The sequence below is a fragment of the Streptomyces sp. NPDC001450 genome, assembly GCF_053597295.1.
Genome location: NZ_JBSFHY010000026.1, coordinates 1 through 21,919, shown reverse-complemented (window position 1 = coordinate 21,919; position 21,919 = coordinate 1). Strand labels below are relative to the sequence as shown.

Annotated in this window: 13 protein-coding genes and 2 pseudogenes; 12 read left to right on the top strand and 3 right to left on the bottom strand. The window is 72.2% G+C overall.

Annotation, left to right across the window (positions count from 1 at the left end; genetic code table 11):
• The first annotated feature begins 157 nt into the window (after positions 1 to 157).
• The 5 genes and pseudogenes from glgX (at position 158) to ACWC5O_RS26515 (ending at position 5,708) form a co-directional block, all read left to right on the top strand.
• Positions 158 to 2,413, top strand: coding sequence for a glycogen debranching protein GlgX (glgX, locus tag ACWC5O_RS26535; protein WP_450592306.1), 2,256 nt, complete (start codon positions 158 to 160; stop codon positions 2,411 to 2,413).
• Positions 2,414 to 2,525: 112 nt separating this feature from the next.
• Positions 2,526 to 3,032 (top strand): SigE family RNA polymerase sigma factor, encoded by a 507-nt coding sequence (locus ACWC5O_RS26530; RefSeq protein WP_450592307.1) that lies wholly within the window; start codon positions 2,526 to 2,528, stop codon positions 3,030 to 3,032.
• An 11-nt stretch (positions 3,033 to 3,043) separates the two neighbouring features.
• A complete protein-coding gene (locus ACWC5O_RS26525) occupies positions 3,044 to 3,574 on the top strand; it encodes a hypothetical protein (RefSeq protein WP_450592309.1) in 531 nt (176 codons plus the stop codon).
• Positions 3,575 to 3,714: 140 nt separating this feature from the next.
• Positions 3,715 to 4,440: pseudogene (locus tag ACWC5O_RS26520) on the top strand (dolichyl-phosphate beta-glucosyltransferase); the annotation flags it as partial.
• A 23-nt stretch (positions 4,441 to 4,463) separates the two neighbouring features.
• Positions 4,464 to 5,708, top strand: a complete 1,245-nt coding sequence (locus ACWC5O_RS26515) for a hypothetical protein (protein ID WP_450592311.1) — start codon at positions 4,464 to 4,466, stop codon at positions 5,706 to 5,708.
• A gap of 21 nt (positions 5,709 to 5,729) precedes the next feature.
• On the opposite strand, the gene ACWC5O_RS26510 is transcribed toward ACWC5O_RS26515, so the two are convergent.
• Together ACWC5O_RS26510 and ACWC5O_RS26505 are read right to left on the bottom strand one after the other, a co-directional pair.
• Positions 5,730 to 7,604, bottom strand: a complete 1,875-nt coding sequence (locus tag ACWC5O_RS26510; RefSeq protein ID WP_450592312.1) for an ABC transporter ATP-binding protein — start codon at positions 7,602 to 7,604, stop codon at positions 5,730 to 5,732.
• Positions 7,601 to 9,427 (bottom strand): ABC transporter ATP-binding protein, encoded by a 1,827-nt coding sequence (locus tag ACWC5O_RS26505; RefSeq protein ID WP_450592313.1) that lies wholly within the window; start codon positions 9,425 to 9,427, stop codon positions 7,601 to 7,603. The genes ACWC5O_RS26510 and ACWC5O_RS26505 overlap by 4 nt, the downstream gene beginning before the upstream one ends.
• A 208-nt stretch (positions 9,428 to 9,635) precedes the next feature.
• Between ACWC5O_RS26505 and ACWC5O_RS26500 the strand changes: the two are divergent.
• From ACWC5O_RS26500 to ACWC5O_RS26475, 6 genes and pseudogenes are all read left to right on the top strand, one after another.
• Positions 9,636 to 9,794: pseudogene (locus ACWC5O_RS26500) on the top strand (ATP-binding cassette domain-containing protein); the annotation flags it as partial.
• Positions 9,795 to 9,897: 103 nt separating this feature from the next.
• Positions 9,898 to 11,634: an ABC transporter transmembrane domain-containing protein gene (locus ACWC5O_RS26495; protein WP_450592314.1), complete on the top strand. Its 1,737-nt coding sequence runs from the start codon at positions 9,898 to 9,900 to the stop codon at positions 11,632 to 11,634.
• Positions 11,631 to 13,394, top strand: coding sequence for an ABC transporter ATP-binding protein (locus tag ACWC5O_RS26490; RefSeq protein ID WP_450592316.1), 1,764 nt, complete (start codon positions 11,631 to 11,633; stop codon positions 13,392 to 13,394). The genes ACWC5O_RS26495 and ACWC5O_RS26490 overlap by 4 nt, the downstream gene beginning before the upstream one ends.
• 263 nt (positions 13,395 to 13,657) lie before the next feature.
• Positions 13,658 to 15,697, top strand: a complete 2,040-nt coding sequence (locus ACWC5O_RS26485) for a M4 family metallopeptidase (protein WP_450781089.1) — start codon at positions 13,658 to 13,660, stop codon at positions 15,695 to 15,697.
• Positions 15,698 to 15,949: 252 nt separating this feature from the next.
• A complete protein-coding gene (locus tag ACWC5O_RS26480; protein ID WP_450592437.1) occupies positions 15,950 to 17,614 on the top strand; it encodes a M4 family metallopeptidase in 1,665 nt (554 codons plus the stop codon).
• Positions 17,615 to 17,685: 71 nt separating this feature from the next.
• Positions 17,686 to 18,207, top strand: coding sequence for a DUF1990 domain-containing protein (locus ACWC5O_RS26475; protein ID WP_450592435.1), 522 nt, complete (start codon positions 17,686 to 17,688; stop codon positions 18,205 to 18,207).
• A gap of 3 nt (positions 18,208 to 18,210) precedes the next feature.
• On the opposite strand, the gene ACWC5O_RS26470 is transcribed toward ACWC5O_RS26475, so the two are convergent.
• On the bottom strand, positions 18,211 to 20,829 hold the full coding sequence (locus tag ACWC5O_RS26470) for a glycosyltransferase family 1 protein (protein ID WP_450592433.1): 2,619 nt from the start codon (positions 20,827 to 20,829) through the stop codon (positions 18,211 to 18,213).
• Between the two features lie 338 nt (positions 20,830 to 21,167).
• Between ACWC5O_RS26470 and ACWC5O_RS26465 the strand changes: the two genes are divergently transcribed.
• The coding region (locus ACWC5O_RS26465; protein WP_450781087.1) for a maltotransferase domain-containing protein at positions 21,168 to 21,919 on the top strand (752 nt) is incomplete at its 3' end.

Genomic DNA, 21,919 nt, shown 5'->3' with positions numbered 1-21,919 from the left:
CCCAGAGGGGGCACCCCCAGCCCACGTCGGAGCCGTCGGGGCGCAGCCGTACCGGGCGGCCGGGCGTGCCCGGGACCCTTCCGGTCCCGGGCACGCCCGGCCCTTCGGCGCGGCCGACCGCGCCCCGGGGGCGAGCCACTGAAAGAGGGGCCGCCAGGTGACGAGCGCAGCCGAGCAGCGGGCACTGGCCGAGGGGCGGGCCGCCGAGAGCGGGCACCCGGCGGCCGTGGTGGACGGCGCCCGTCGCGCCCTGCCGGCCGCCCCGCCCGCGTGGCCGGGTGCGCCGACTCCGCTGGGGGCCCGGTTCCGGGTCGGCCCGGACGGGGTCGCGGGCACCAACTTCGCGCTGTGGGCGGGCGGGGCGGAGGCGGTCCGGCTGTGTCTGTTCGACGAGCGGGGCCGGGAGACGCAGGTCCCGCTGACCGAACTGACGCACGAGATCTGGCACGGCTTCGTCCCGGGCGTGATGCCGGGGCAGCGCTACGGCTACCGCGTCGACGGCCGCTGGGACCCGTGGACCGGCGCCCGCTGGAACCCGGCCAAGCTGCTGCTGGACCCGTACGCGCGGGCGGTGGACGGCGAGTACGCCGTTTTTGGGTTGTCACCCGAGTTGTACGGGCACGTCCGGGACTGGCCGGAGCAGCACATCGCCGACACCGTGCGCGACGACCGGGACTCGGCGCCGTACGTCCCCAAGGGCGTCGTGGTCCACGATGACGACGACTGGGCCGACGACCGGCGCCCCAAGACGCCCTGGGCGGACTCGGTCATCTACGAGCTGCACGTGCGCGGCTTCACCAAGCTGCACCCCGGCGTTCCCGAGGAACTGCGCGGCACGTACGCGGGTCTGGCGCACCCGGCCGCGATCGAGCACCTGGTGAAGCTGGGCGTCACGGCCGTCGAGCTGCTCCCCGTGCACCAGTTCGCCCATGAGGACCATCTGCTGCGCCGCGGCCTGAAGAACTACTGGGGCTACAACTCCATCGGCTACTTCGCCCCGCACGCGGCCTACGCGGCCTCCGGTACGACGGGCCAGCAGGTCGGCGAGTTCAAGCGGATGGTCCGCGCGCTGCACGCGGCGGGCATCGAGGTCGTCCTCGACGTGGTCTACAACCACACCGCCGAGGCGGGCGAGCTGGGTCCCACGCTCTCCCTGAAGGGCATCGACAACCGCGGCTACTACCGCCTCCAGGACGACGCCCGCCGGTTCGCCGACTACACCGGCTGCGGCAATACCCTGCACGTGGTCCAGCCCCAGGTCCTGCGGCTGATCACGGACTCGCTGCGCTACTGGGTGACGGAGATGGGCGTGGACGGCTTCCGCTTCGACCTGGCGGCGGCCCTCGCCCGCTCGATGCACGACGTCGACATGCTGTCGCCCTTTCTGGCGGTCATCTCCCAGGACCCCGTGCTGCGCCGGGTCAAGCTCATCGCCGAGCCGTGGGACATCGGCTCGGGCGGCTACCAGGTGGGCGCCTTCCCGCCGCTGTGGACGGAGTGGAACGACCGCTACCGCAACGCCGTGCGGGACTTCTGGCGCCACGCCCTGCCCGACGTACGGGAGATGGGGTACCGCCTGTCCGGCTCCAGCGACCTGTACGCCTGGGGCGGCCGCCGCCCCTACGCCTCGGTCAACTTCGTCACCGCACACGACGGTTTCACCCTGCGCGACCTGGTGTCGTACGAGACCAAGCACAACGAGGCGAACGGCGAGGACAACCGGGACGGCACGGACGACAACCGCTCCTGGAACGGCGGGGCGGAGGGGGAGACGGACGACGAGCGGGTACGGGCACTGCGGCGCCGGCAGCTCAGGAACCTCCTGACGACCCTGCTGCTGTCCACGGGTGTGCCCATGCTGGTCGCCGGTGACGAACTCGGCCGCACCCAGGGCGGCAACAACAACGCCTACTGCCAGGACAACGAGATCAGCTGGCTGGACTGGTCCCTGCTGGACGACCCGGCCTGGCGCCCCCTGTTCGACCTGGCCTCGCGGCTGATCGCCCTGCGCCACCGGCACCCCGTACTGCGCCGCCGCGCCTTCTTCTCCGGCCGCGCCCACTCGGCGGACGGACTGCGGGACCTGGCCTGGTTCACCTCCCGGGGCGAGGAGATGACCGAGGGCGACTGGTACGCACCCGCCGCCACGCTTGGCATGTATCTGTCCGGACGGGACATCCCGGGACGGGACGAGCGGGGCGCGCCGGTCCTGGACGACAGCTTCCTCACCGTGCTGCACGCGGGCGACCGCCCCACGGGCTTCGTCCTGCCGGGCGCGCCCTGGGCGGAGCGGTACGAGGTCGTGGTCGACACCTCGCGCGAGGAGCAGGCCGAGGCGCCGGGCACGGTCCACCCGGCCGGTACGGAGATCACGGTGCCGGCGCGGGCCGTGCTGCTGCTGCGCGTCGGCTGACGCTGTGTGAACCCTGTGCGTGACGCGGATCACGTCTGCCGGGTGCAGCGCCGGAGGCAGCCCAGGGCCTTTCCCCCTGTGGAGACAGTCGGCGAGAACGGGGACCGCGGGAATGGAGCAGGCTCGGGCAGGTGAGTACGACGCGTTCGTGACGGCCCGCTGGTCGGTGTTGCTCCATCTCGCACGTCTGCTCACCGGAGGCGACCGGCATCGCGCCGAGGACCTGTTGCAGGAGTCCCTGGTCAAGCTCTGGTTCGTCTGGCCGAAGGTCGCCGACGAGGCGCCGGAGGCGTATGTGCGCAAGGTACTGGCCCGGGCCGCGGCCCGCTCGGCCCGCCGGCGCTGGTGGGGCGAGCGGCCGGTCGAGGAGCTGCCCGAGGTGGCGACGGCCGGCGACATGTCCGCGACCGTCGCCGAGCGCTCCCGGCTGGAGGCGGCGCTCGCCCAGCTGACGCCGCAGCAGCGGGCCGCCGTCGTCCTGCGCTACTACCAGGACCTGCCCGACCGGCAGGTCGCTCAGACCCTGGGCTGCCCGGTGGGCACGGCCCGGTCCCACGCCGCGCGCGGGGTGGCCCGGCTGCGCCGGCTCCTGGCCGACGTCATCGAGCCGGTGGGGTGAGGAAAGAAGCCATGGATCACTTCGAACGGCAGCTGACGCAGCTGATGCACAGCACCCAGGAACACAGCCCCTTCGAGGCCAGGCACCAGGACCGGCTGTACGCCGGCGTGCGCACCCGGCGCCGGGTGCGGGCGGCGCGCCGGGCCGCCGGGTCCGTGCTGGCGGTCGCCGGCCTCGGCCTCGGCCTGTTCCTGTGGCCGCACACACCGGCCACGGACCGGCCCAGCGCGCCCCACCCACGGCCCGTCGTCAGCCCGGCGCCCACCCCGAGCACGTCCCCCTCACCGGACGACTCGCCCAGCCCGCCGCCCAGTTCGACCGCGACCACGGGGGCACCGAATCCCGGCGGGACCATGGAGACCTCCGTACCGCCCGCGACGTCGACGACCACCGCCCCGGCCTCCGACCCGCCGGCCACCGGCACGGCCACGGCGACCCCCACGAACCGGGCCACGGAGACCGCACCGCCGCCCACGGACACCGCGAGCCCCGCGGGCGACTCGTCGGACTCCCCTTCCCAGACGGCCGGCCCGACCGGATAACGCGCCGCCTTCCTGCGTCACTTCACCGCCGCGCGCCCCCTCGGCGCGCCTCGCACTCGAGGACACAAGGGACCTACGTGATAAATCTCCGCCCGCGTCGGGCGACACCGGCAAGGACTCCCCTGCCCCGCCGCGCCCCGCTGCCGACCCATCATGAGGAGCCCGTCCTGGACCTGGCCGTGCCGGTGTTCAACGAGGAGCAGGACCTGGAGCCGAACGTCCGGCGGCTGCACGCGCACCTGCGGGACACGTTTCCCTACCCGTTCCGGATCACCGTGGCCGACAACGCCAGCACCGACCGCACCCCGCGCATCGCCGCCCGGCTCGCGGACGAGCTGGCCGAGGTCGAGTGCATACGGCTGCCCGAGAAGGGGCGCGGGCGGGCTCTGCGCGCGGCCTGGTCGGGCTCGCGGGCGCCCGTGCTGGCGTACACCGACGTGGACCTGTCCACCGGGCTCGCGGCGCTGCTGCCGCTGGTCGCACCGCTCATCTCGGGCCACTCCGACCTGGCCATCGGGACCCGCCTCGCGCCCGGCGCCCAGGTGGTGCGCGGCCCGAAGCGTGAGGTCATCTCCCGCTGCTACAACGTCCTGCTGCGCTGCACGCTCTCCGTCGGCTTCTCCGACGCGCAGTGCGGGTTCAAGGCGGTGCGGCGCGATGTCGCCGAGCGGCTGCTGCCGCTGGTGCGGGACGGGGAGTGGTTCTTCGACACCGAACTGCTGGTGCTCGCCGAGCGGGCGGGCCTCAGGATCCACGAGGTGCCGGTGGACTGGGTGGACGACCCCGACAGCCGGGTCGACATCCTCGCCACCGCGCTGGCCGACCTGCGCGGGATCGCCCGGATGCGCCGCGCACTGGTCCGCGGCCGCCGTACGGGATCGAGCGCCGCATGACCGTGACCCTCGACCGCATACCCACGCCGGTCCCGACCCGCCCGCCCGGCCTCCGCGAGCGCCTGCGCGCCGCCGCCCGCCACCACGGCCCGGTCCTCGCCTTCTACGGCGCCCTGAAGCTGGCCGGCTTCTGCTCCTTCATGTACCTGCTGGACTCGGCCGGTGACTTCCGCACCAAACACCCCCGCTTCGGCGGCGGAGCGCACACCTGGGACGTCCTGGCCACCTGGGACGGCTGGTGGTACCAGCAGATCGCGCTGCACGGCTACGACCCGAAGCTCGTCCACATCCCCGGCGCCACCGGCCTGATCACCCTGGAGGGCAACTCGGCGGCGTTCTTCCCTCTCTACCCGGCCCTGATGCGCCTGACATCCGCGGTCACCGGGCTGGGCCCCTTCGGCGCAGGCCTCCTGGTCTCCATCCTCGCTTCCTTCGTCGCCGCCCTCGGCATCTACGCGGTCGCCGACCGGTTCGGCGGCCGGCGGGCCGGTCTCGCGGCGGCCGGGCTGTGGGCGGTCTGGCCCGGCTCCGGCGTGGAGTGGGCGGTCTACTCCGACTCCCTCTACGTCGCCCTCGCCGCCTGGGCCTGCTACGCGGTCATGACCCGCCGCTGGCTCACCGCCGGGGCCCTCACCTTCGCGGCCGGACTCAACCGTCCCACGGCCGCCGCGCTGATCGCGGCGCTCGGCGTCGCCGCGCTGTGCGCGCTGCGCGACCGCCGCGACGGCGTCCTGCGCCCACTGCTCGCCATGGCCCTGGCCCCCCTCGGCCTGCTCGGCTACCTGGGCTGGGTGGGCCACCGGATGGGCGACTACGGCGGCTACTTCAAGCTCCAGTCGGGCGCGTGGGCGCACAGCTTCGACTACGGCGAGCAGACCTTCGACGTCCTGACGTCCGTCCCCGTGGGCCACTTCACGTACCTGTCCGCCTGGCCCTTCGCCGACGTGATCGGTGTCGGGGTCGTCCTGCTGGCGTTCGCCCTCCTCCCCCTCCTCCTGCGGCTGCGCCCACCGGCGGTGCTGGTCGTCCACACCGTCCTCACCATCGCCCTGGTCCTCGGCAGTCAGCAGATCTTCGCCAACGTCTCCCGCTACCTGCTCCCCTGCTTCCCCCTGTTCATCCCCCTCGCCGTCGCCATGCGCCGCCTCAGCCTGCGCATGCAGTGCGTCCTCCTCGGCATCGCCGCCGTGGCCTCCGGCTCGTACGCGGGGTACGCGCTGTTCGAACTCGGGGTGCCGTAACCGCCGGTCCGGCTTGCACAGCTAAGCCAGGCTGTCCCGCCACGCCCGGTGCAGGTCCGCGAACCGGCCCGTGCCCGCGATGAGTTCGTCGGGGCGACCGTCCTCGACGATCCGGCCGTGCTCCATGACCAGGACGCGGTCGGCGATCTCCACGGTGGAGAGGCGGTGGGCGATCACCACGGAGGTACGGCCCCGCAGGACCGTCGACATCGCCCGCTGGACGGCCCGTTCGCCCGGGACGTCCAGGGAGCTGGTCGCCTCGTCCAGGATCAGGACCGCCGGGTCGGCGAGCAACGCCCGGGCGAAGGAGACCAGTTGGCGCTGTCCGGCCGAGATGCGCCCGCCGCGTTTGCGTACGTCGGTGTCGTACCCGTCGGGCAGGGCGCGGATGAACTCGTGCGCGCCGATCGCCTTCGCGGCCCGCTCGATCTCCTCGCGGGTGGCGTCGGGCCGGCCGATCGCGATGTTGTCCGCCACCGTGCCGGAGAACAGGAAGGCCTCCTGGGTCACCATGACGACCCCGCGGCGCAGTTCGGGCACGGCCAGCTCGCGCAGGTCGACGCCGTCCAGCAGCACTCGGCCGTCGGAGGGGTCGTAGAAGCGGGCGAGCAGCTTGGCCAGGGTCGACTTGCCGGCGCCGGTGGAGCCGACGACGGCGACGGTCTGCCCGGCCGGGAGGGTCAGGTCGAAGCGGGGCAGCACCTCGCCGCCGGTGCGGTAGGCGAAGCGGACCCCGTCGAAGACGACCTCGCGCCCCGGCAACTCGCTCTTCGGCGGCGGGAGTTCACGGGGCGCCGACGACTCCGGCACGGACGGCGTCTGCGCCAGCAGCCCGGCGATCTTCTCCAGGGAGGCGGCCGCCGACTGGTAGGAGTTCAGGAACATGCCGAGCCGGTCGATGGGGTCGTACAGCCGCCGCAGATACAGCACCGCCGCCGCCAGCACACCCAGCGCCAGCGAGCCGGACGCCACCCGGTAGGCACCCCACAGGACGATCGCGGCGACCGCCGCGTTGGCCACCAGGCGGGACCCGACCACGTACCGGGCCATCTCCAGCAGGGCGTCCCCGTTCGACCGCTCGTGGCGCCTGTTGAGGACGGCGAACTCGGCGTCGTTGGCGGCCTCCCGGCGGAACGCGCGCACCGGGCGGATGCCGTTCATCGTCTCCACGAACTTCACGATCACCGCCGCGATCGCCGTGGAGCGCGCGCGGTACACCCGCCCCGCGCGCCGCTGGTAGATCCGTACCAGCAGGTACAGCGGCACGAAGGAGGCCACCGCGACCGCGCCGAGGCCGAGATCCAGCCACAGCAGCATCGCAGAGATGTAGAGGAAGGACAGCACGACGGTCACCAGCTCCTGGAGCCCCTCGTTGAGGAGTTCGCGCAGCGACTCGACGTCCGTCGTGGAGCGGGAGATCAGGCGACCGCTCGTGTATCGCTCGTGGAAGTCGACGCTCAGCGCCTGCGCGTGCCGGAAGATGCGGCCGCGCAGGTCCAGCAGCACGTCCTGGCTCACCCGGGCCGAGGCCTCGATGAACGCGAACTGCAGCCCGCCGGAGAGCAGCGCGCACAGCAGATAGCCGACGCCGACCGCGACCAGCGGGCCGTGGTCGTGGTCCCGGAACGCCGGTACGGCGGTGTCGAGGGCGTACGCCACCAGCAGCGGGCCCGCCTGCACCGCCGCCTGCTGCAGCAGCAGCAGCAGCAGGACGGTGGTGAGCGCGACCCGGCCCCTCATGGGCGCGAGCAGTGAGCGCAGGAGGGAGGCGGTGGCGCCGGGCGGGGCGGGCAGGACGTCCTGGTCAAAGGGATCGCCTGCGCCGCCGGTGTCCTTGGGGCGGGGGAGTTCGTCGTCGTTGTCCGTGGCGGGGGCGGCGGTCGTGGTGGTGGTCATCGGAGGTCCCCTCGTTCCCCTTCTTGGCCGTGTTCGCCGTGTTCACCGTGTTCACCGGACATCAGGTGTGCGTACTCGGCGTTGGTGCGCAGCAGTTCCTGGTGCGTGCCGACGGCGGTGATCCGGCCGCCCGACAGCAGGGCGACCCGGTCGGCGAGCAGCACCGTGGACGGGCGGTGGGCCACGATCAGCGCGGTGGTGTCCGCGAGGACGTGCCGCAGCGCGGCCTCCACGGCGGCCTCCGTGTGCACGTCCAGGGCGGACAGCGGGTCGTCCAGCACGAGGAACTGCGGCCGGCCGACGACCGCGCGGGCCAGCGCGAGGCGCTGGCGCTGGCCGCCGGACAGGCTCAGGCCCTGTTCGCCGACCTGGGTGCCGGTGCCCTGCGGGAGCGCGTGCGCGAACTCGGCCTGCGCCACGGCGAGGGCACGGTCCAGGTCGGCCTCTGCGGCGTCGTCCCCGGCTCCCATGAGCACGTTCTCACCGACGCTCGCCGAGAACAGGGTGGGCTCCTCGAAGGCTACGGCGACCTTGGCACGCAGTTCCTCCCGGGACATCGCGGTGATGTCGACTCCGTCCAGGGTGATGTGGCCGGAGGTCAGCTCGTGGAGACGGGGGATGAGGGCGGTGAGGGTCGTCTTTCCGCTGCCGGTGGCTCCGACGAGGGCCATGGACTCGCCGGGGCGGATGTGGAGGTCGATGTGGTCGAGGAGGGGTCGGGAGTCCGGGGCGGCGTCGGGGTAGCGGAACCGTACGTTCTCGAAACGCAGTCCCTGCGCGGCGACACCTCGCAGCGCCGAGTCGCGCGCCCCACCCCCGGCCGACCCGTCTTCCGGCACCTCGTCCATCACCTCGAAGTACCGCTCGGTCGCCGTCGCCGCCTCCTGACTCATCGCCAGCAGGAAGCCGATCGAGTCCACCGGCCAGCGCAGCGCGAGTGCCGTACTCAGAAAGGCGACCAGCGTGCCCGCGGACAGGTCCCCGTCGGCCACCCGCACCGCGCCGAGCGCCAGCGCCGCCCCGATCGCCGCCTCGGGAAGCGTCACGATGACGCCCCAGATGGTCGCCAGCAGCCGCGCCTTGCGCAGCTCCGTGCCGCGCAGCGTGCCCGACAGCTCCCGGAACGCCCGCGCCTGGCTGCGGTGCCGGCCGAAGCCCTTGATGATGCGGATGCCGAGCACGCTCTCCTCGACCACCGTGGTCAGGTCCCCGACCTGGTCCTGGGCGCGCCGCGCCACCTCGGCGTAGCGCCGCTCGAAGACCACGCAGGTCCACATGACCGGGACGGCCGGCCCGAGGATGACCAGCCCGAGCACCCAGTCCTGCATCAGCATGATCACCACGCCGACGAGAATCGTCACCCCGTTGACCAGCAGGAAGGTCAGCGGGAAGGCGAGGAACATGCGCAGCAGCATCAGGTCGGTGGTGCCCCGGGAGAGCAACTGGCCGGACGCCCAGCGGTCGTGGAAGGACACGGGCAGCCGCTGCAGACGGCCGTACAGGCCCGCCCGCATCTCCGCCTCGACGTGCGACAACGGCCGGGCCACCAGCCAGCGCCGTATGCCGAACAGGACGGCCTCGGCGAACCCGAGCAGCAACAGGTACAACGCGCCGAGCCACACCCCCGCCGGATCCCGGTCGGCGACCGGTCCGTCGACCAGCCATTTCAGGACGAGCGGGATCACCAGTCCGGTACAGGAGGCGACGATCGCGACGAACGCGGCCGTGAACAGCCGGGCCCGCACGGGGCGGACGTACGGCCACAGCCGCAGAAGGGTGCGTACGGCGGAGCGGTCCTCGGTGGTTGCACGTGTCGTGGGCATCATCGCGAGCCTACGGATCCGCACTGACATCGCCCACCGAGTTTTGGCCGGACCCCGGTCGGTCGCTGGTCCTACGACCTGCGCGTTCGAGGAGCCGTACAAGGGATCCGAGGAGCCGTACGCGGGAGTCGACGGTCCGTGCACAGGGGGGTCGTAGCCCGCCGTCAGCCGATCGGACGATGCCGCTTCGAGCGCGACGGCCGATGTGCCGGACCCCGCCGACCGGCGGACGCCGGCCGAACGGCTGGGGCTGGCCCCGAAGTCGGACACGCGCTTCGCCAAGCTCTCCGGAGGACAGCAGCAGCGCCTGTTCATCGCACTGGCCCTGATCGGCACCCCCCGGATCGTCGTACCGGACGAGCCGACCGCGCCCGCGGTTTATTCGATGGAGCAACCATCCTTACGCTGAGTACGTTCGACGTCTCCGGTCAGGACCGCTGTCCGCGAGTGTCGAGCGGAACGGGGGACGGATGATCGACGCCTACGAGGATCCCGGCACGCCCGACATTCGGGGCGGGTGGCACTACCTGTGGTGGCTGGTGTTGCGTCAGCCGGTGCGGTCGTTGGCCGGGGCGTTGCTGGGCAGTACGTGGATGGTACTGATGGCGGCGCAGCCGTACATGATGGCGCGGGCCGTGGACGACGGGCTGGTACCGGGGCGGTTGGGGGTACTCGGCTGGTGGACCGCTGCGATGTTCGGGGTCGGGGCGCTGAACGCCTGGCTGAGCATCATGCGGCACCGCACGATGACGCGGGTGCGGATGGACGCCAACTTCCGTACAGTCAAGCTGGTCGTCGGGCAGGCGGCCCGGCTGGGGGCGGTCTTGTCGCGCCGGGCCGGGGCCGGGGAGGTCGTCACCATCGGGGTCGGTGACGTGGCGACCCTCGCGCAGGCGCTGACGGTGGTCGGGCCCGGGGTGGGCTCGATCGTGGTGTACGTCGTCGTGGCGGGGCTGCTGTTGGCGATCTCGGCGCCGCTCGCCGCCGTGGTGCTGCTCGGGGTGCCGGTGATCGCGCTGCTCACCGGGCCGCTGACGCTGCGGCTGCAGGGTGCGGAGAGCGAGTACCGGGAGCGGCAGGGCGTGCTGGCGGCGCGCATCGGCGACCTCGCGGGCGGGCTGCGTGTCCTGAACGGGCTGGGCGGCAAGGGGCTGTTCTCGGACGCCTTCCGGAAGGACTCGCAGCGGTTGCGCGCGCAGGGCTATCGGGTGGGCGCGGTGGCCAGCTGGGTGCAGGCGCTCGGGGTCGGGCTGCCCACGCTGTTCCTGGCCGTGGTGACCTGGCTCGCGGCCCGGCTGGCGGCCGAGAGGTCCATCAGCGTGGGCGAGTTGGTGGCGGTGTACGGCTATGTGGCGGTGCTGATCGGGCCGGTGGCGTTCTTCGTGCAGATGGCCTACGAGCTGAACCGGGGCGTGGTGGCCGCCCGCCGGGTCGTACGGCTGCTGCGGCTGGAACCGGAGCCGGACACGGGCACGCTGGCCGCACCGGACGGGCCGGCCGAGCTGTGCGATCCGGCGTCCGGGGTGCGGGTGGCGCCGGGCCGGCTGGTCGCGCTGGCCGCCGTCCGGCCCGCGGAGGCCGCCGCCGTGGTCGACCGCCTGGGCCGGTACGGGCCCACCGAGGCGACCTGGGGCGGGGTACGGCTCGACGCGGTTCCGCTGGCCGACGTGCGGGACCGGATCCTGGTCGCGGACAACGAGGCGGACCTGTTCGCCGGACCGTTGAGGGAGGTCGTGGCCGCCGAGCACCCGGCCGAGGAGACCGCGCTGCGCCGGGCGGTGTACGCGGCCGCGGCCGAGGATGTCGTACGCGGGCTGCCGGACGGGCTGGACTCGGCCGTGACCGGGCAGGGGCGCAGCCTCTCCGGTGGGCAGCGGCAGCGGATCCGGCTGGTGCGGGCGCTGCTGGCGGACCCCGAGGTACTGCTGGCCGTCGAGCCGACCTCGGCGCTGGACGCGCACACGGAGGCCACGGTCGCCGAGCGGCTGCGGACGGCGCGGGAGGGCCGTACGACGGTGGTGGTGAGCACGTCGCCGCTGGTGCTGGACCGTGTGGACACGGTGCTGTTCCTGGTCGACGGCAAGGTGACGGCGAGCGGCCCGCATCAGCGGCTGCTCGTGGCGGAGCCCGGGTATCGGGCGCTGGTGGCGCGGGACCCCGATGACGCTGCTGACACTGCTGACGCTGCCGAGGAGGCCGTACGGTGACGACGACGGACACGGGGCTGCTGCCGGTCGCGGACCGGGCCGGGGTGCGGCGGGCGACCGGGCGGCTGCTGCGGGCGGACCGGCCGGCGTTCGGCGCCGCGCTGGTGCTCAACGCGCTGTCGGCCGGGGCGGGGCTCGCCGGGCCGTGGCTGGTCGGGCGGATCATCGACGAGGTGCGGGCGGGACACGGGGTCGGGGCGGTGGACCGGCTGGCGCTGTGGATCCTGCTCTGCTCGCTGGCCCAGCTGCTGCTGGCGCGCTGGGCGCGGTACGTGGGGCACCGGTTCGGGGAGCGGACGCTGGCCCGGGTGCGCGAGGAGTACGTCGACCGGGTGCTGGCGCTGCCCGCCTCGACGGTGGAGCGGGCCGGCACCGGCGACCTGACCGCGCGCGGCACGGCCGACGTGACGACCGTCGGCACCACGCTGCGGGACGTCGGACCGGAGCTGCTGGTGTGCACCGTGCAGGCGCTGTTCGTGCTCGGTGCGGTGTTCGCGCTCGACCCGGTGCTGGGGCTGTTCGGCGTGCTGGGTCTGACCCCGATCTGGCTGGCGCTGCGCTGGTATCTGCGCCGGGCCAGGGACGGTTACCTCGCCGAGGGCGCGGCCACCTCGGAGGTCGCCGAGATCGTGGCGGCGACCGCGGCCGGGGCGCGGACGGTCGAGGCGTTCCGGCTCCGGCGGCGGCGGATCACGGCGAACCGGGACGCGCTGGAGAAGTCCCGCCGGACCCGCTTCTACACCCTCCGTCTGCGGTCGGTGTTCTTCCCCGCGGTCGAGGTGACGTACAGCGTCCCGGTGGTGGGTGTGCTGCTGCTCGGCGGGTGGCTGCACGAGCGGGGTGCGGTGGGTGTCGGGGCGGTGGTGGCCGCGGCGCTGTATCTGCGGCAGTTCACGGAACCGCTGGACCAGATCCTGATGCGGGTGGAGCAACTGCAGAGCAGCGGTGCCTCGTTCGCGCGGGTCGAGGGGCTGGCGCAGGCGCCCCGGGCGGAGGCGGAGGGCGGCTGTCCGGAGCCGGCGGACGACCGGATCGACGTGCGCGGGGTGCGGTACGCGTACGAGCGGGGCGGTGAGGTGCTGCGCGGGGTGGACCTGACGGTGCGCCCCGGTGAACGACTCGCCGTGGTGGGCCCGTCGGGCGCCGGCAAGACCACGCTCAGCAGGCTCCTTGCGGGCATCGACACGCCCGGGGCGGGCACGGTGACGGTGGGCGGCGTACCGATCGCGTCTCTGGAACCGGAACGCCTGCGCCGCCAGGTCGTGCTGGTCACCCAGGAGCACCACGTCTTCCTCGGCACGGTCCGCGACAACCTCCTGATCGCGGAACCCACCGCCACGGACGCCGACCTGTGGGCCGCCCTGACGGCAGTGGGCGCGGACGACTGGGTCCGCGCCCTCCCCTCCGCCCTCGACACCCCGCTCGGCCCGAACGGCCACCCCACCGACGGCTCCCAGGCCCAGCAACTCGCCCTGGCCCGGGTCGTGCTGGCCGACCCCCACACCCTCATCCTCGACGAGGCCACGGCCCTCCTCGACCCCACCACGGCCCGCCACACCGAACGTGCCCTGGCCGCGGTCCTGGAGTCCCGCACGGTCATCGCCATCGCCCACCGCCTCCACACGGCCCACGACGCGGACCGTGTGGCGGTGATGGAAAACGGCCACCTCACCGAACTGGGCACCCACGAGGAACTGGTGGCCGCGAACGGGGCGTACGCGGCGTTGTGGCGCACCTGGCACGGGGAGGCATCGGACTGAAAGGAACAGTCCGCATACCGAACATGAACATCCGGTCAACGAACCATTTCCAGCCAAGTTTCTGACGCGGTCCTGACAGATGCCGTGATCCCCTGCCACTCTTCCCACGGCCGACTCACAGCAACCCCACAGTTCCCCATGCTCGCGTGAGCCGGCTCTGCACCTGCACGTGGTTTCGCGTAATGCCCTGTTCTGCCCGGACGTCCCAACCCACCGTCCGGTCTCCCCTGGCCGCGCGACCCGCGGTCACGCAGAAGGAGTCAGTGTTGAGTAGCACCTCTCGCAGACGCACCTCCCACACAGCGCACCGCCGCACCGCCACCGTCGCCCTCGCGGGTGTCGCCGCCCTGATCGCCGCGGCCGTCCAGTCCGGCGCCGCGAGCGCCGCCCCGGCGAAGCCGCAGGCCGGCAAGGTCAACCCCGCCCATGTGGCCCTCAAGCTCACGCCCTCGCAGCGCGCCGAGCTGATCCGGCACGCGGACGCCGAGAAGGCCGCCACGGCGCGGTCCATAGGCCTCGGGGCCAAGGAGAAGCTGGTCGTCCGTGACGTCGTCAAGGACGCCGACGGGACTGTGCACACCCGCTACGAGCGGACCTACGCGGGTCTGCCCGTGCTGGGCGGCGACCTCGTCGTCGACACCGCCAAGTCCGGCGCGACGAAGTCCGTCATCAAGGCCGACAACGCCTCGCTGAAGGTCACCGACCTCACCCCGGCCGTGTCGAAGGCCTCGGTCGAGAAGCAGGCCGTGCAGCGGGCCAAGGCCCTCGGTGGCAGCAAGTCGGCCGCGGACAGCGTGCGCAAGGTGATCTGGGCGGGCAACGGCAAGCCTGTCCTCGCGTACGAGACCGTCGTCGGCGGGCTCCAGGACGACGGCACCCCGAACCAGCTGCACGTCGTCACCGACGCCGCCACCGGCAAGAAACTCTTCGAGTACCAGGGCATCAGGACCGGCGTCGGCAACACCCAGTACAGCGGCCAGGTGACGCTGACCACGACCCAGTCGGGCTCGACCTACACGCTGAACGACGGGGCGCGCGGCAGCCACAAGACGTACAACCTCAACCACGGCACCTCGGGCACCGGCACGCTGTTCTCCCAGACCAACGACACCTGGGGCAACGGCACCACGTCCAACGCGGCCACCGCGGGCGCGGACGCCCACTACGGCGCCGCGGTCACCTGGGACTTCTACAAGAACACCTTCGGCCGCAGCGGCATCAAGAACAACGGCGTCGGCGCCTACTCCCGCGTCCACTACGGCAACGCGTACGTGAACGCGTTCTGGGACGACAGCTGCTTCTGCATGACCTACGGCGACGGCTCCGGCAACGCCGACCCGCTGACCTCCCTCGACGTCGCGGGCCACGAGATGAGCCACGGTGTCACCTCCAACACCGCCGGCCTCGACTACAGCGGTGAGTCCGGCGGCCTGAACGAGGCCACCTCCGACATCATGGGCACCGGCGTGGAGTTCTACGCCAACAACAGCTCGGACGTCGGCGACTACCTCATCGGCGAGAAGATCGACATCAACGGCGACGGCACCCCGCTGCGCTACATGGACAAGCCCAGCAAGGACGGCGCGTCCAAGGACAGCTGGTACTCGGGGCTCGGCAACCTCGACGTGCACTACTCCTCGGGCCCCGCGAACCACTTCTTCTACCTGCTGAGCGAGGGCAGCGGCACCAAGGTCATCAACGGTGTCACCTACAACTCGCCCACCGCGGACGGCCTTCCGGTCACCGGCATCGGCCGCGACAAGGCGCTGCAGATCTGGTACCGGGCGCTGACCACCAAGTGGACCTCCACCACCAACTACGCGGGCGCCCGCACCGGCACCCTCGCGGCGGCCGGCGAGCTGTACGGCACCTCCAGCGCCGAGTACAAGGCGGTGCAGGACGCCTGGGCAGGCGTGGCGGTCGGTTCGCGCTCCGGTGGCGGCGGGGGCGGCGGCACCTCGTACGAGAACACCTCGCCGGTGTCGATCCCGGACAACGGGCCCGCGGTCACCTCGAGCATCACCGTCTCCGGCAGGAGCGGAAACGCGCCAAGCAACCTTCAGGTGAGCGTGGACATCACGCACACCTGGCGCGGTGACCTGGTGATCGACCTGGTCGGTCCGTCGGGTACCTCGTACCGCCTGAAGAACTTCTCGTCCTCCGACTCGGCGGACAACGTCAACGAGACCTACACGGTCAACGCTTCCTCCGAATCGGCCAATGGCACCTGGAAGTTGAAGGTCCAGGACCAGGCCGCGCAGGACGTCGGCACGATCAACAGCTGGAAGCTGACGTTCCCGTAAACGGCACGCCACCAGCACCGGAACAGGGCGCCGTCCGGGGGTTCGACCCCCTCGGACGGCGCCCGTTTTACATTCCTGAAACGTTCACCAGACAGTCGAATTTCGGCCAACATCACTTTGGGGTCCTGACATGTACGCGCCCCTGATGTCACTCTCTCTCCACCCGCCGCAGCAGCACAGCAACTTCGCAACGCCACACACTCCGGCCAGTAACCCCACACTGCCCGGACTCCCCCACGAGAAGGAGCTTCTGTGAGCCCCCTCTACGCGCGTCACAAGCGCACCACTCTGGCCATCGCCACCGCTGTCGCGGCCGGAGCCCTGCTCTCCACCGGTCTGACCACCAGCGCCCACGCCCAGACCCCGGCCGAGGCCGCCGCCGCCAAGTCGCCGGCCGCCGCCCCGACCGCGCTGTCCGCCGCTGCCCGTACCACCCTGATCCAGCAGGCGCAGGCCGACGCGGCTCAGACCGCGCAGCACATAGGCCTCGGCGCCAAGGAGAAGCTCGTCGTCAAGGACGTCGTCAAGGACGCCGACGGCACCGTCCACACCCGCTACGAGCGCACCTACGCGGGCCTGCCGGTGCTCGGCGGCGACCTGGTCGTCCACACCGCCAAGTCGGGCAAGGCCGAAGGCGTCACCAAGGCGAACAAGTCCGCCATCAAGGTGGCCTCGCTCAAGCCGCAGATCACCGCCGCCAAGGCGGAGAAGCAGGCGCTGGGCGCCGCGAAGACCCTCGGCTCCGCCAAGACCGCCGCGGACGGCGCCCGCAAGGTGATCTGGGCCGGCTCCGGCAAGCCCGTCCTCGCCTACGAGACGGTCGTCGGCGGCCTGCAGGACGACGGCACCCCGAACCAGCTGCACGTCATCACCGACGCCGCCACCGGCAAGAAGCTCTTCGAGTACCAGGGCGTCGAGAACGCGACCGGCACCGGCAAGAGCCTCTACTCCGGCACGGTCAGCCTGAACACCACGCTGTCGGGTTCGACGTACCAGCTGTACGACACCACGCGTGGCGGCCACAAGACGTACAACAAGAAGCACACCACCACCTCGTCCGCGGGCACGCTGTTCACCGACTCGGACAACACGTGGGGCACCGGCTCGGCCTCCAGCTCCACCGCCGACCAGACCGCGGCCGTCGACGCCGCCTACGGCGCCCAGGTGACCTGGGACTTCTACAAGAACACCTTCGGCCGCAGCGGCATCAAGAACGACGGCACCGCCGCCTACTCCCGCGTGCACTACGGCAACCAGTACGTCAACGCGTTCTGGGACGACAGCTGCTTCTGCATGACCTACGGCGACGGCACCGGCAACACCAGCCCGCTGACCTCGCTGGACGTGGCCGGCCACGAGATGAGCCACGGTGTCACCTCGAACACCGCCGGTCTGGACTACTCGGGCGAGTCCGGCGGCCTGAACGAGGCCACCTCGGACATCTTCGGCACGGGTGTGGAGTTCTACGCGAACAACGCCTCGGACCCCGGTGACTACCTCATCGGCGAGAAGATCGACATCAACGGCGACGGCACCCCGCTGCGCTACATGGACAAGCCCAGCAAGGACGGCGGCTCGGCGGACTACTGGTCCTCCTCGGTCGGCAACCTGGACGTCCACTACTCGTCCGGTGTCGCCAACCACTTCTTCTACCTGCTGTCCGAGGGCAGCGGCTCGAAGACGATCAACGGCGTGACCTACAACTCGCCGACGTCCAACGGCTCCACGGTCACCGGCATCGGCCGCGCCAAGGCGCTGCAGATCTGGTACAAGGCGCTGACGACGTACATGACCTCGACGACGAACTACAAGGGCGCCCGTACGGCGACCCTGAGCGCGGCGTCGGCGCTGTACGGCTCCGGCAGCACCGAGTACAACGCGGTGGCGGCGGCCTGGTCGGCGGTCAACGTCAGCTAGTCACACCTCACTTGAGGTAGGGCGGTACCCGGGCGTAAGGCGTCCCGGGTACCGCCCTACCCTTGTGACCCATGTCCCCGGCGCCCTTCACCTACGAGCCGGTCGGCGCGACCCGCGACGACCTGACCTTCTGCCCGCCCGGCTACCGCCCGCTACTCGAACGCACCCGTCTCGGCGAGGGCCCCGAGGTCTTCCGCCGGGCCGCCGAGGCGGTCCTGACCTGGGAGATGCACCGCGTGACGGGCGTGGGCATCGACGCCACCGCCGACCGCGCGGCCCCCGACGTCGACGTCACGGTCACCCTGGCCGGCCTCATCAAGGCCCCCTGCCGCGTCGTCTGGACCGTCGAGGAGCCCCGCCGCGCCGGCTGGGCCTACGGCACCCTGGAAGGCCACCCCGAGTGCGGCGAGGAGGCCTTCGTGGTCGACCGCACCGGCGACGGCACCGTCTGGCTGACGGTGGCCGCCTTCAGCCGCGCCCACAAGTGGTACGCCCGCGCGGGCGGGGCCGCGACACGCGGGCTCCAGCACGCCTACGCCCGCAGGTGCGGCAAGGTCCTGAGGGAGCTGGCCACCCGGGACCTCAAGGACTGACGCTCACCGCATCAGCACCCCCGCCCCCTCCACCGCGTCCTCCGACGGCACCGACACCAGGCCCAGTTCCGCGCCCGAGGCGAGCAGGCGGTGGGTCGGGAGGATGCGGATCGTGTAGCCGTAGGGGCCGGTGCGGTCCAGGGAGAGCGGGCCCTCGTAGAGGCGGCGGCCCTCCAGGTCCGGGGCGCCGGTCGCCTTCAGCGGGACCACCGTGGCGTCCGTGATGCGGTCCTGCGCGTCGACCCGGCCGGAGACCGCCTGCACCTCCACGTCGTCCGGGCCGAGGTCGCCGAGCCCCACCCGCACCCGCAGCCCCACGGTCGAGCCCAGTTCCGCGGTGGCCGGCGTGGCCGTCGTCTCCACGTGGTCGACGCTCACCCGGGGCCAGGCGGCCCGCACCCTGGCTTTCCAGACGGCCAGTTCGCGGGCCGTGTCCTCGGTCAGCGCGCGGTGGGACTGGGCGGCGGGCGCGTACAGACGGTCGACGTACTCACGGACCATCCGGCCCGCCAGCACCTTCGGGCCCAGCAGGGTGAGGGTCTGGCGGACCATGTCGATCCAGCGGTCGGGCAGCCCGCCCCGGCCGCGCTCGTAGAAGCGCGGGGTGACCCGCTGTTCGAGGAGGTCGTACAGGGCAGCGGCCTCGATGTCGTCACGGCGGTCCGGGTCGGTGCCCGCGCCGTCGGCGGTCGGGACGGCCCACCCGAAGTCCGGCTGGAACCACTCGTCCCACCAGCCGTCCAGCACCGAGAGGTTGAGGCAGCCGTTGAGCGCGGCCTTCATCCCGGAGGTGCCGCAGGCCTCCAGCGGGCGCAGGGGGTTGTTCAGCCAGACGTCGCAGCCGGGGTAGAGCTTCTGCGCCATCGCCATGCCGTAGTCGGGCAGGAAGACGATCCGGTGCCGCACCCGCGGGTCGTCGGCGAACCGCACCAGCTCCTGCACCAGCCGCTTGCCGCCGTCGTCCGCCGGGTGCGCCTTGCCCGCGACGACGATCTGGATCGGCCGCTCCGGGTGCAGCAGCAGCTCCATCAGCCGGTCCCGGTCGCGCAGCATCAGCGTGAGCCGCTTGTACGACGGCACGCGCCGCGCGAACCCGATCGTCAGCACCTCGGGGTCGAGCACACCGTCGATCCAGCCCAGCTCCGCGTCCCCGGCACCGCGTTGCCGCCAGGATGCGCGCAGCCGCTCCCGCACCTCCAGCACCAGCTGTTCGCGCAGGGTGCGGCGCAGCTCCCAGATCTCCTGGTCCGCGATGTCCGCGACCGAGTCCCAGCGCTCGGAGCCGCCGACGCTCAGCGCGTCCTCGGCCCGCTGGGCGCCGATCTCCCGGGCGCCGAGCCGGAGCACCTCGGGGGCCACCCAGGTCGGGGCGTGCACCCCGTTGGTCACGGAGGTGATCGGCACCTCCTCGGCGTCGAATCCCGGCCAAAGACCGGCGAACATCTCGCGGCTGACCTGCCCGTGCAGCAGCGAGACCCCGTTCGCCCGCTGGGCCAGCCTGAGCCCCATCACGGCCATGTTGAACAGGTTCGGCTCGCCGCCCGGGTAGGTCTCCATGCCGAGCGCCAGGATCCGCTGCACGTCGATGCGCGGGAGTTCGGCGTCCGGCCCGAAGTGCCGGGCGACCAGCTCCCGGTCGAACCGGTCGATCCCGGCCGGGACCGGGGTGTGCGTGGTGAACACGGTCCCGCCGCGTACGGCCTCCAGCGCCGAGTCGAAGTCGAGTTCCCGGTCACACAGTTCGGCGATCCGCTCCAGGCCGAGGAAGCCGGCGTGTCCCTCGTTGGTGTGGAACACCTCGGGCTCCGGGTGCCCGGTGAGCCGGCAGTACGTCCGCACGGCCCGGACACCCCCTATCCCCAGCAGCATCTCCTGCAGCAGCCGGTGCTCGCTGCCGCCGCCGTACAGCCGGTCGGTCACCCCGCGTTCGCCGAGGTCGTTCTCCTCCACGTCCGAGTCGAGCATCAGCAGTGGCACCCGGCCCACCTGCGCCAGCCAGATCCGGGCGTGCAGCGCCCGGCCGCCGGGCAGCGCGAGGGAGACCCGGGCGGGGCTGCCGTCCGCCTCCTTCAGCAGGCTGACGGGCAGCTCATGGGGGTCGAGCACCGGGTAGTGCTCCTGCTGCCAGCCGTCCCGGGACAGGGTCTGGCGGAAGTACCCGTGCCGGTAGAGCAGGCCGACACCGATCAGCGGGACCCCGAGGTCGCTGGCCGCCTTGAGATGGTCGCCGGCGAGGATGCCGAGACCGCCGGAGTACTGGGGCAGCGCGGCCGTGATGCCGAACTCGGGCGAGAAGTAGGCGACGGCGGCGGGCAGCCCGTCGTCCTGCTGCTGGTACCAGCGGTCGCCGGTCACATAGTCGTTGAGGTCGTCGACGGCCGCGGTCAGCCGGCGCAGGAACCGCCGGTCCCCGGCCAGCTCGGTGAGCCGGGCCGGGCGCACCCCGCCCAGCAGCCGCACCGGGTCGCCTCCGGCGCCGGCCCAGCGTTCGGGGTCGACGGACTGGAACAGGTCGCGCGTTTCCGCATGCCAGGACCAGCGCAGATTGCGCGCCAGGTCGCTCAGCGGCCGGAGGGGTTCGGGGAGAACGGGACGGACGGTGAACCGACGGATCGCCTTCACATTCCACCTCGGACGCGTTACGGGGTGAGACGCACGGCGCCGTACGTCTCGTCGTCAGGGTCGACGTTAGTGGTTACCGGGGCGTCGGTGGGGACGTAGCAGGCGCGGGTGTCGGGGCGCGCGGGGGCGTAATCGCCACCCTGGCGGGAAACCGGAAAAAGGGGCCGGTCTTGTGCGTAGACATACGCGTGAGTAGTTAACAAAGTGCCGGATTGCCCACCCGAACAGGGTGGGAAGGCTCCTCCGGTACGCCCCACTGCAGCACCACGCCCCACCTGCAGGACCCACCTCCCCACAGCCATCCGCCCACACCCACGTTGAAGCGGACAGGAGCGGTCATGCCCGCCACGCACCACTCGTCAGCACCCACGACACCCAGCAAGGCAGCCGGAAGGAAAACTTCGGGCAAGAAAACCGGAAAGCCGGCCGAGGAACTCCTCGAGGAGGCTCCGGCCCCGCCCCGGCGGCGTCCCGCCCCGCCGGAGCCGACCACTCTCGGCCGTATCCCCGTCCTCGACGTGCGCCCGGTGGTCCAGCACGGGCGCAGGCCCGCCAAGGCGGTGGCCGGTGAGTCGTTCGAGGTGTCGGCCACCGTGTTCCGGGAGGGGCACGACGCCGTCGCCGCGAACGTCGTCCTGCGGGACCCCCAGGGCCGACCGGGCCCCTGGACCCCGATGCGTGAACTCGCCCCGGGCACCGACCGGCTGGGCGCCACCGTCACCCCGGACGCGCCCGGACGCTGGACCTACACGGTGGAGGCCTGGTCGGACCCGGTCGCCACCTGGCGGCACCACGCACGGATCAAGATCCCGGCGGGCATCGACACCGGCCTGGTCCTGGAGGAGGGCGCACGGCTGCACGAGCGGGCGGCCGCCGGAGTCCCCGAGGAGCAGCGGGGCGTCGTCCTTACGGCCGCCGCCGCGCTGCGGGAGGAGGACCGCCCGGCCGCGTGGCGGCTCGCGGCGGCTCTGTCGCCGGAGGTGGACGCGGTGCTTTCCCGTCACCCGTTGCGGGAGTTGGTCACCGCGTCCGACGCGATGCCGCTGCTCGTGGAGCGGGAGCGGGCCCTGTACGGGTCGTGGTACGAGTT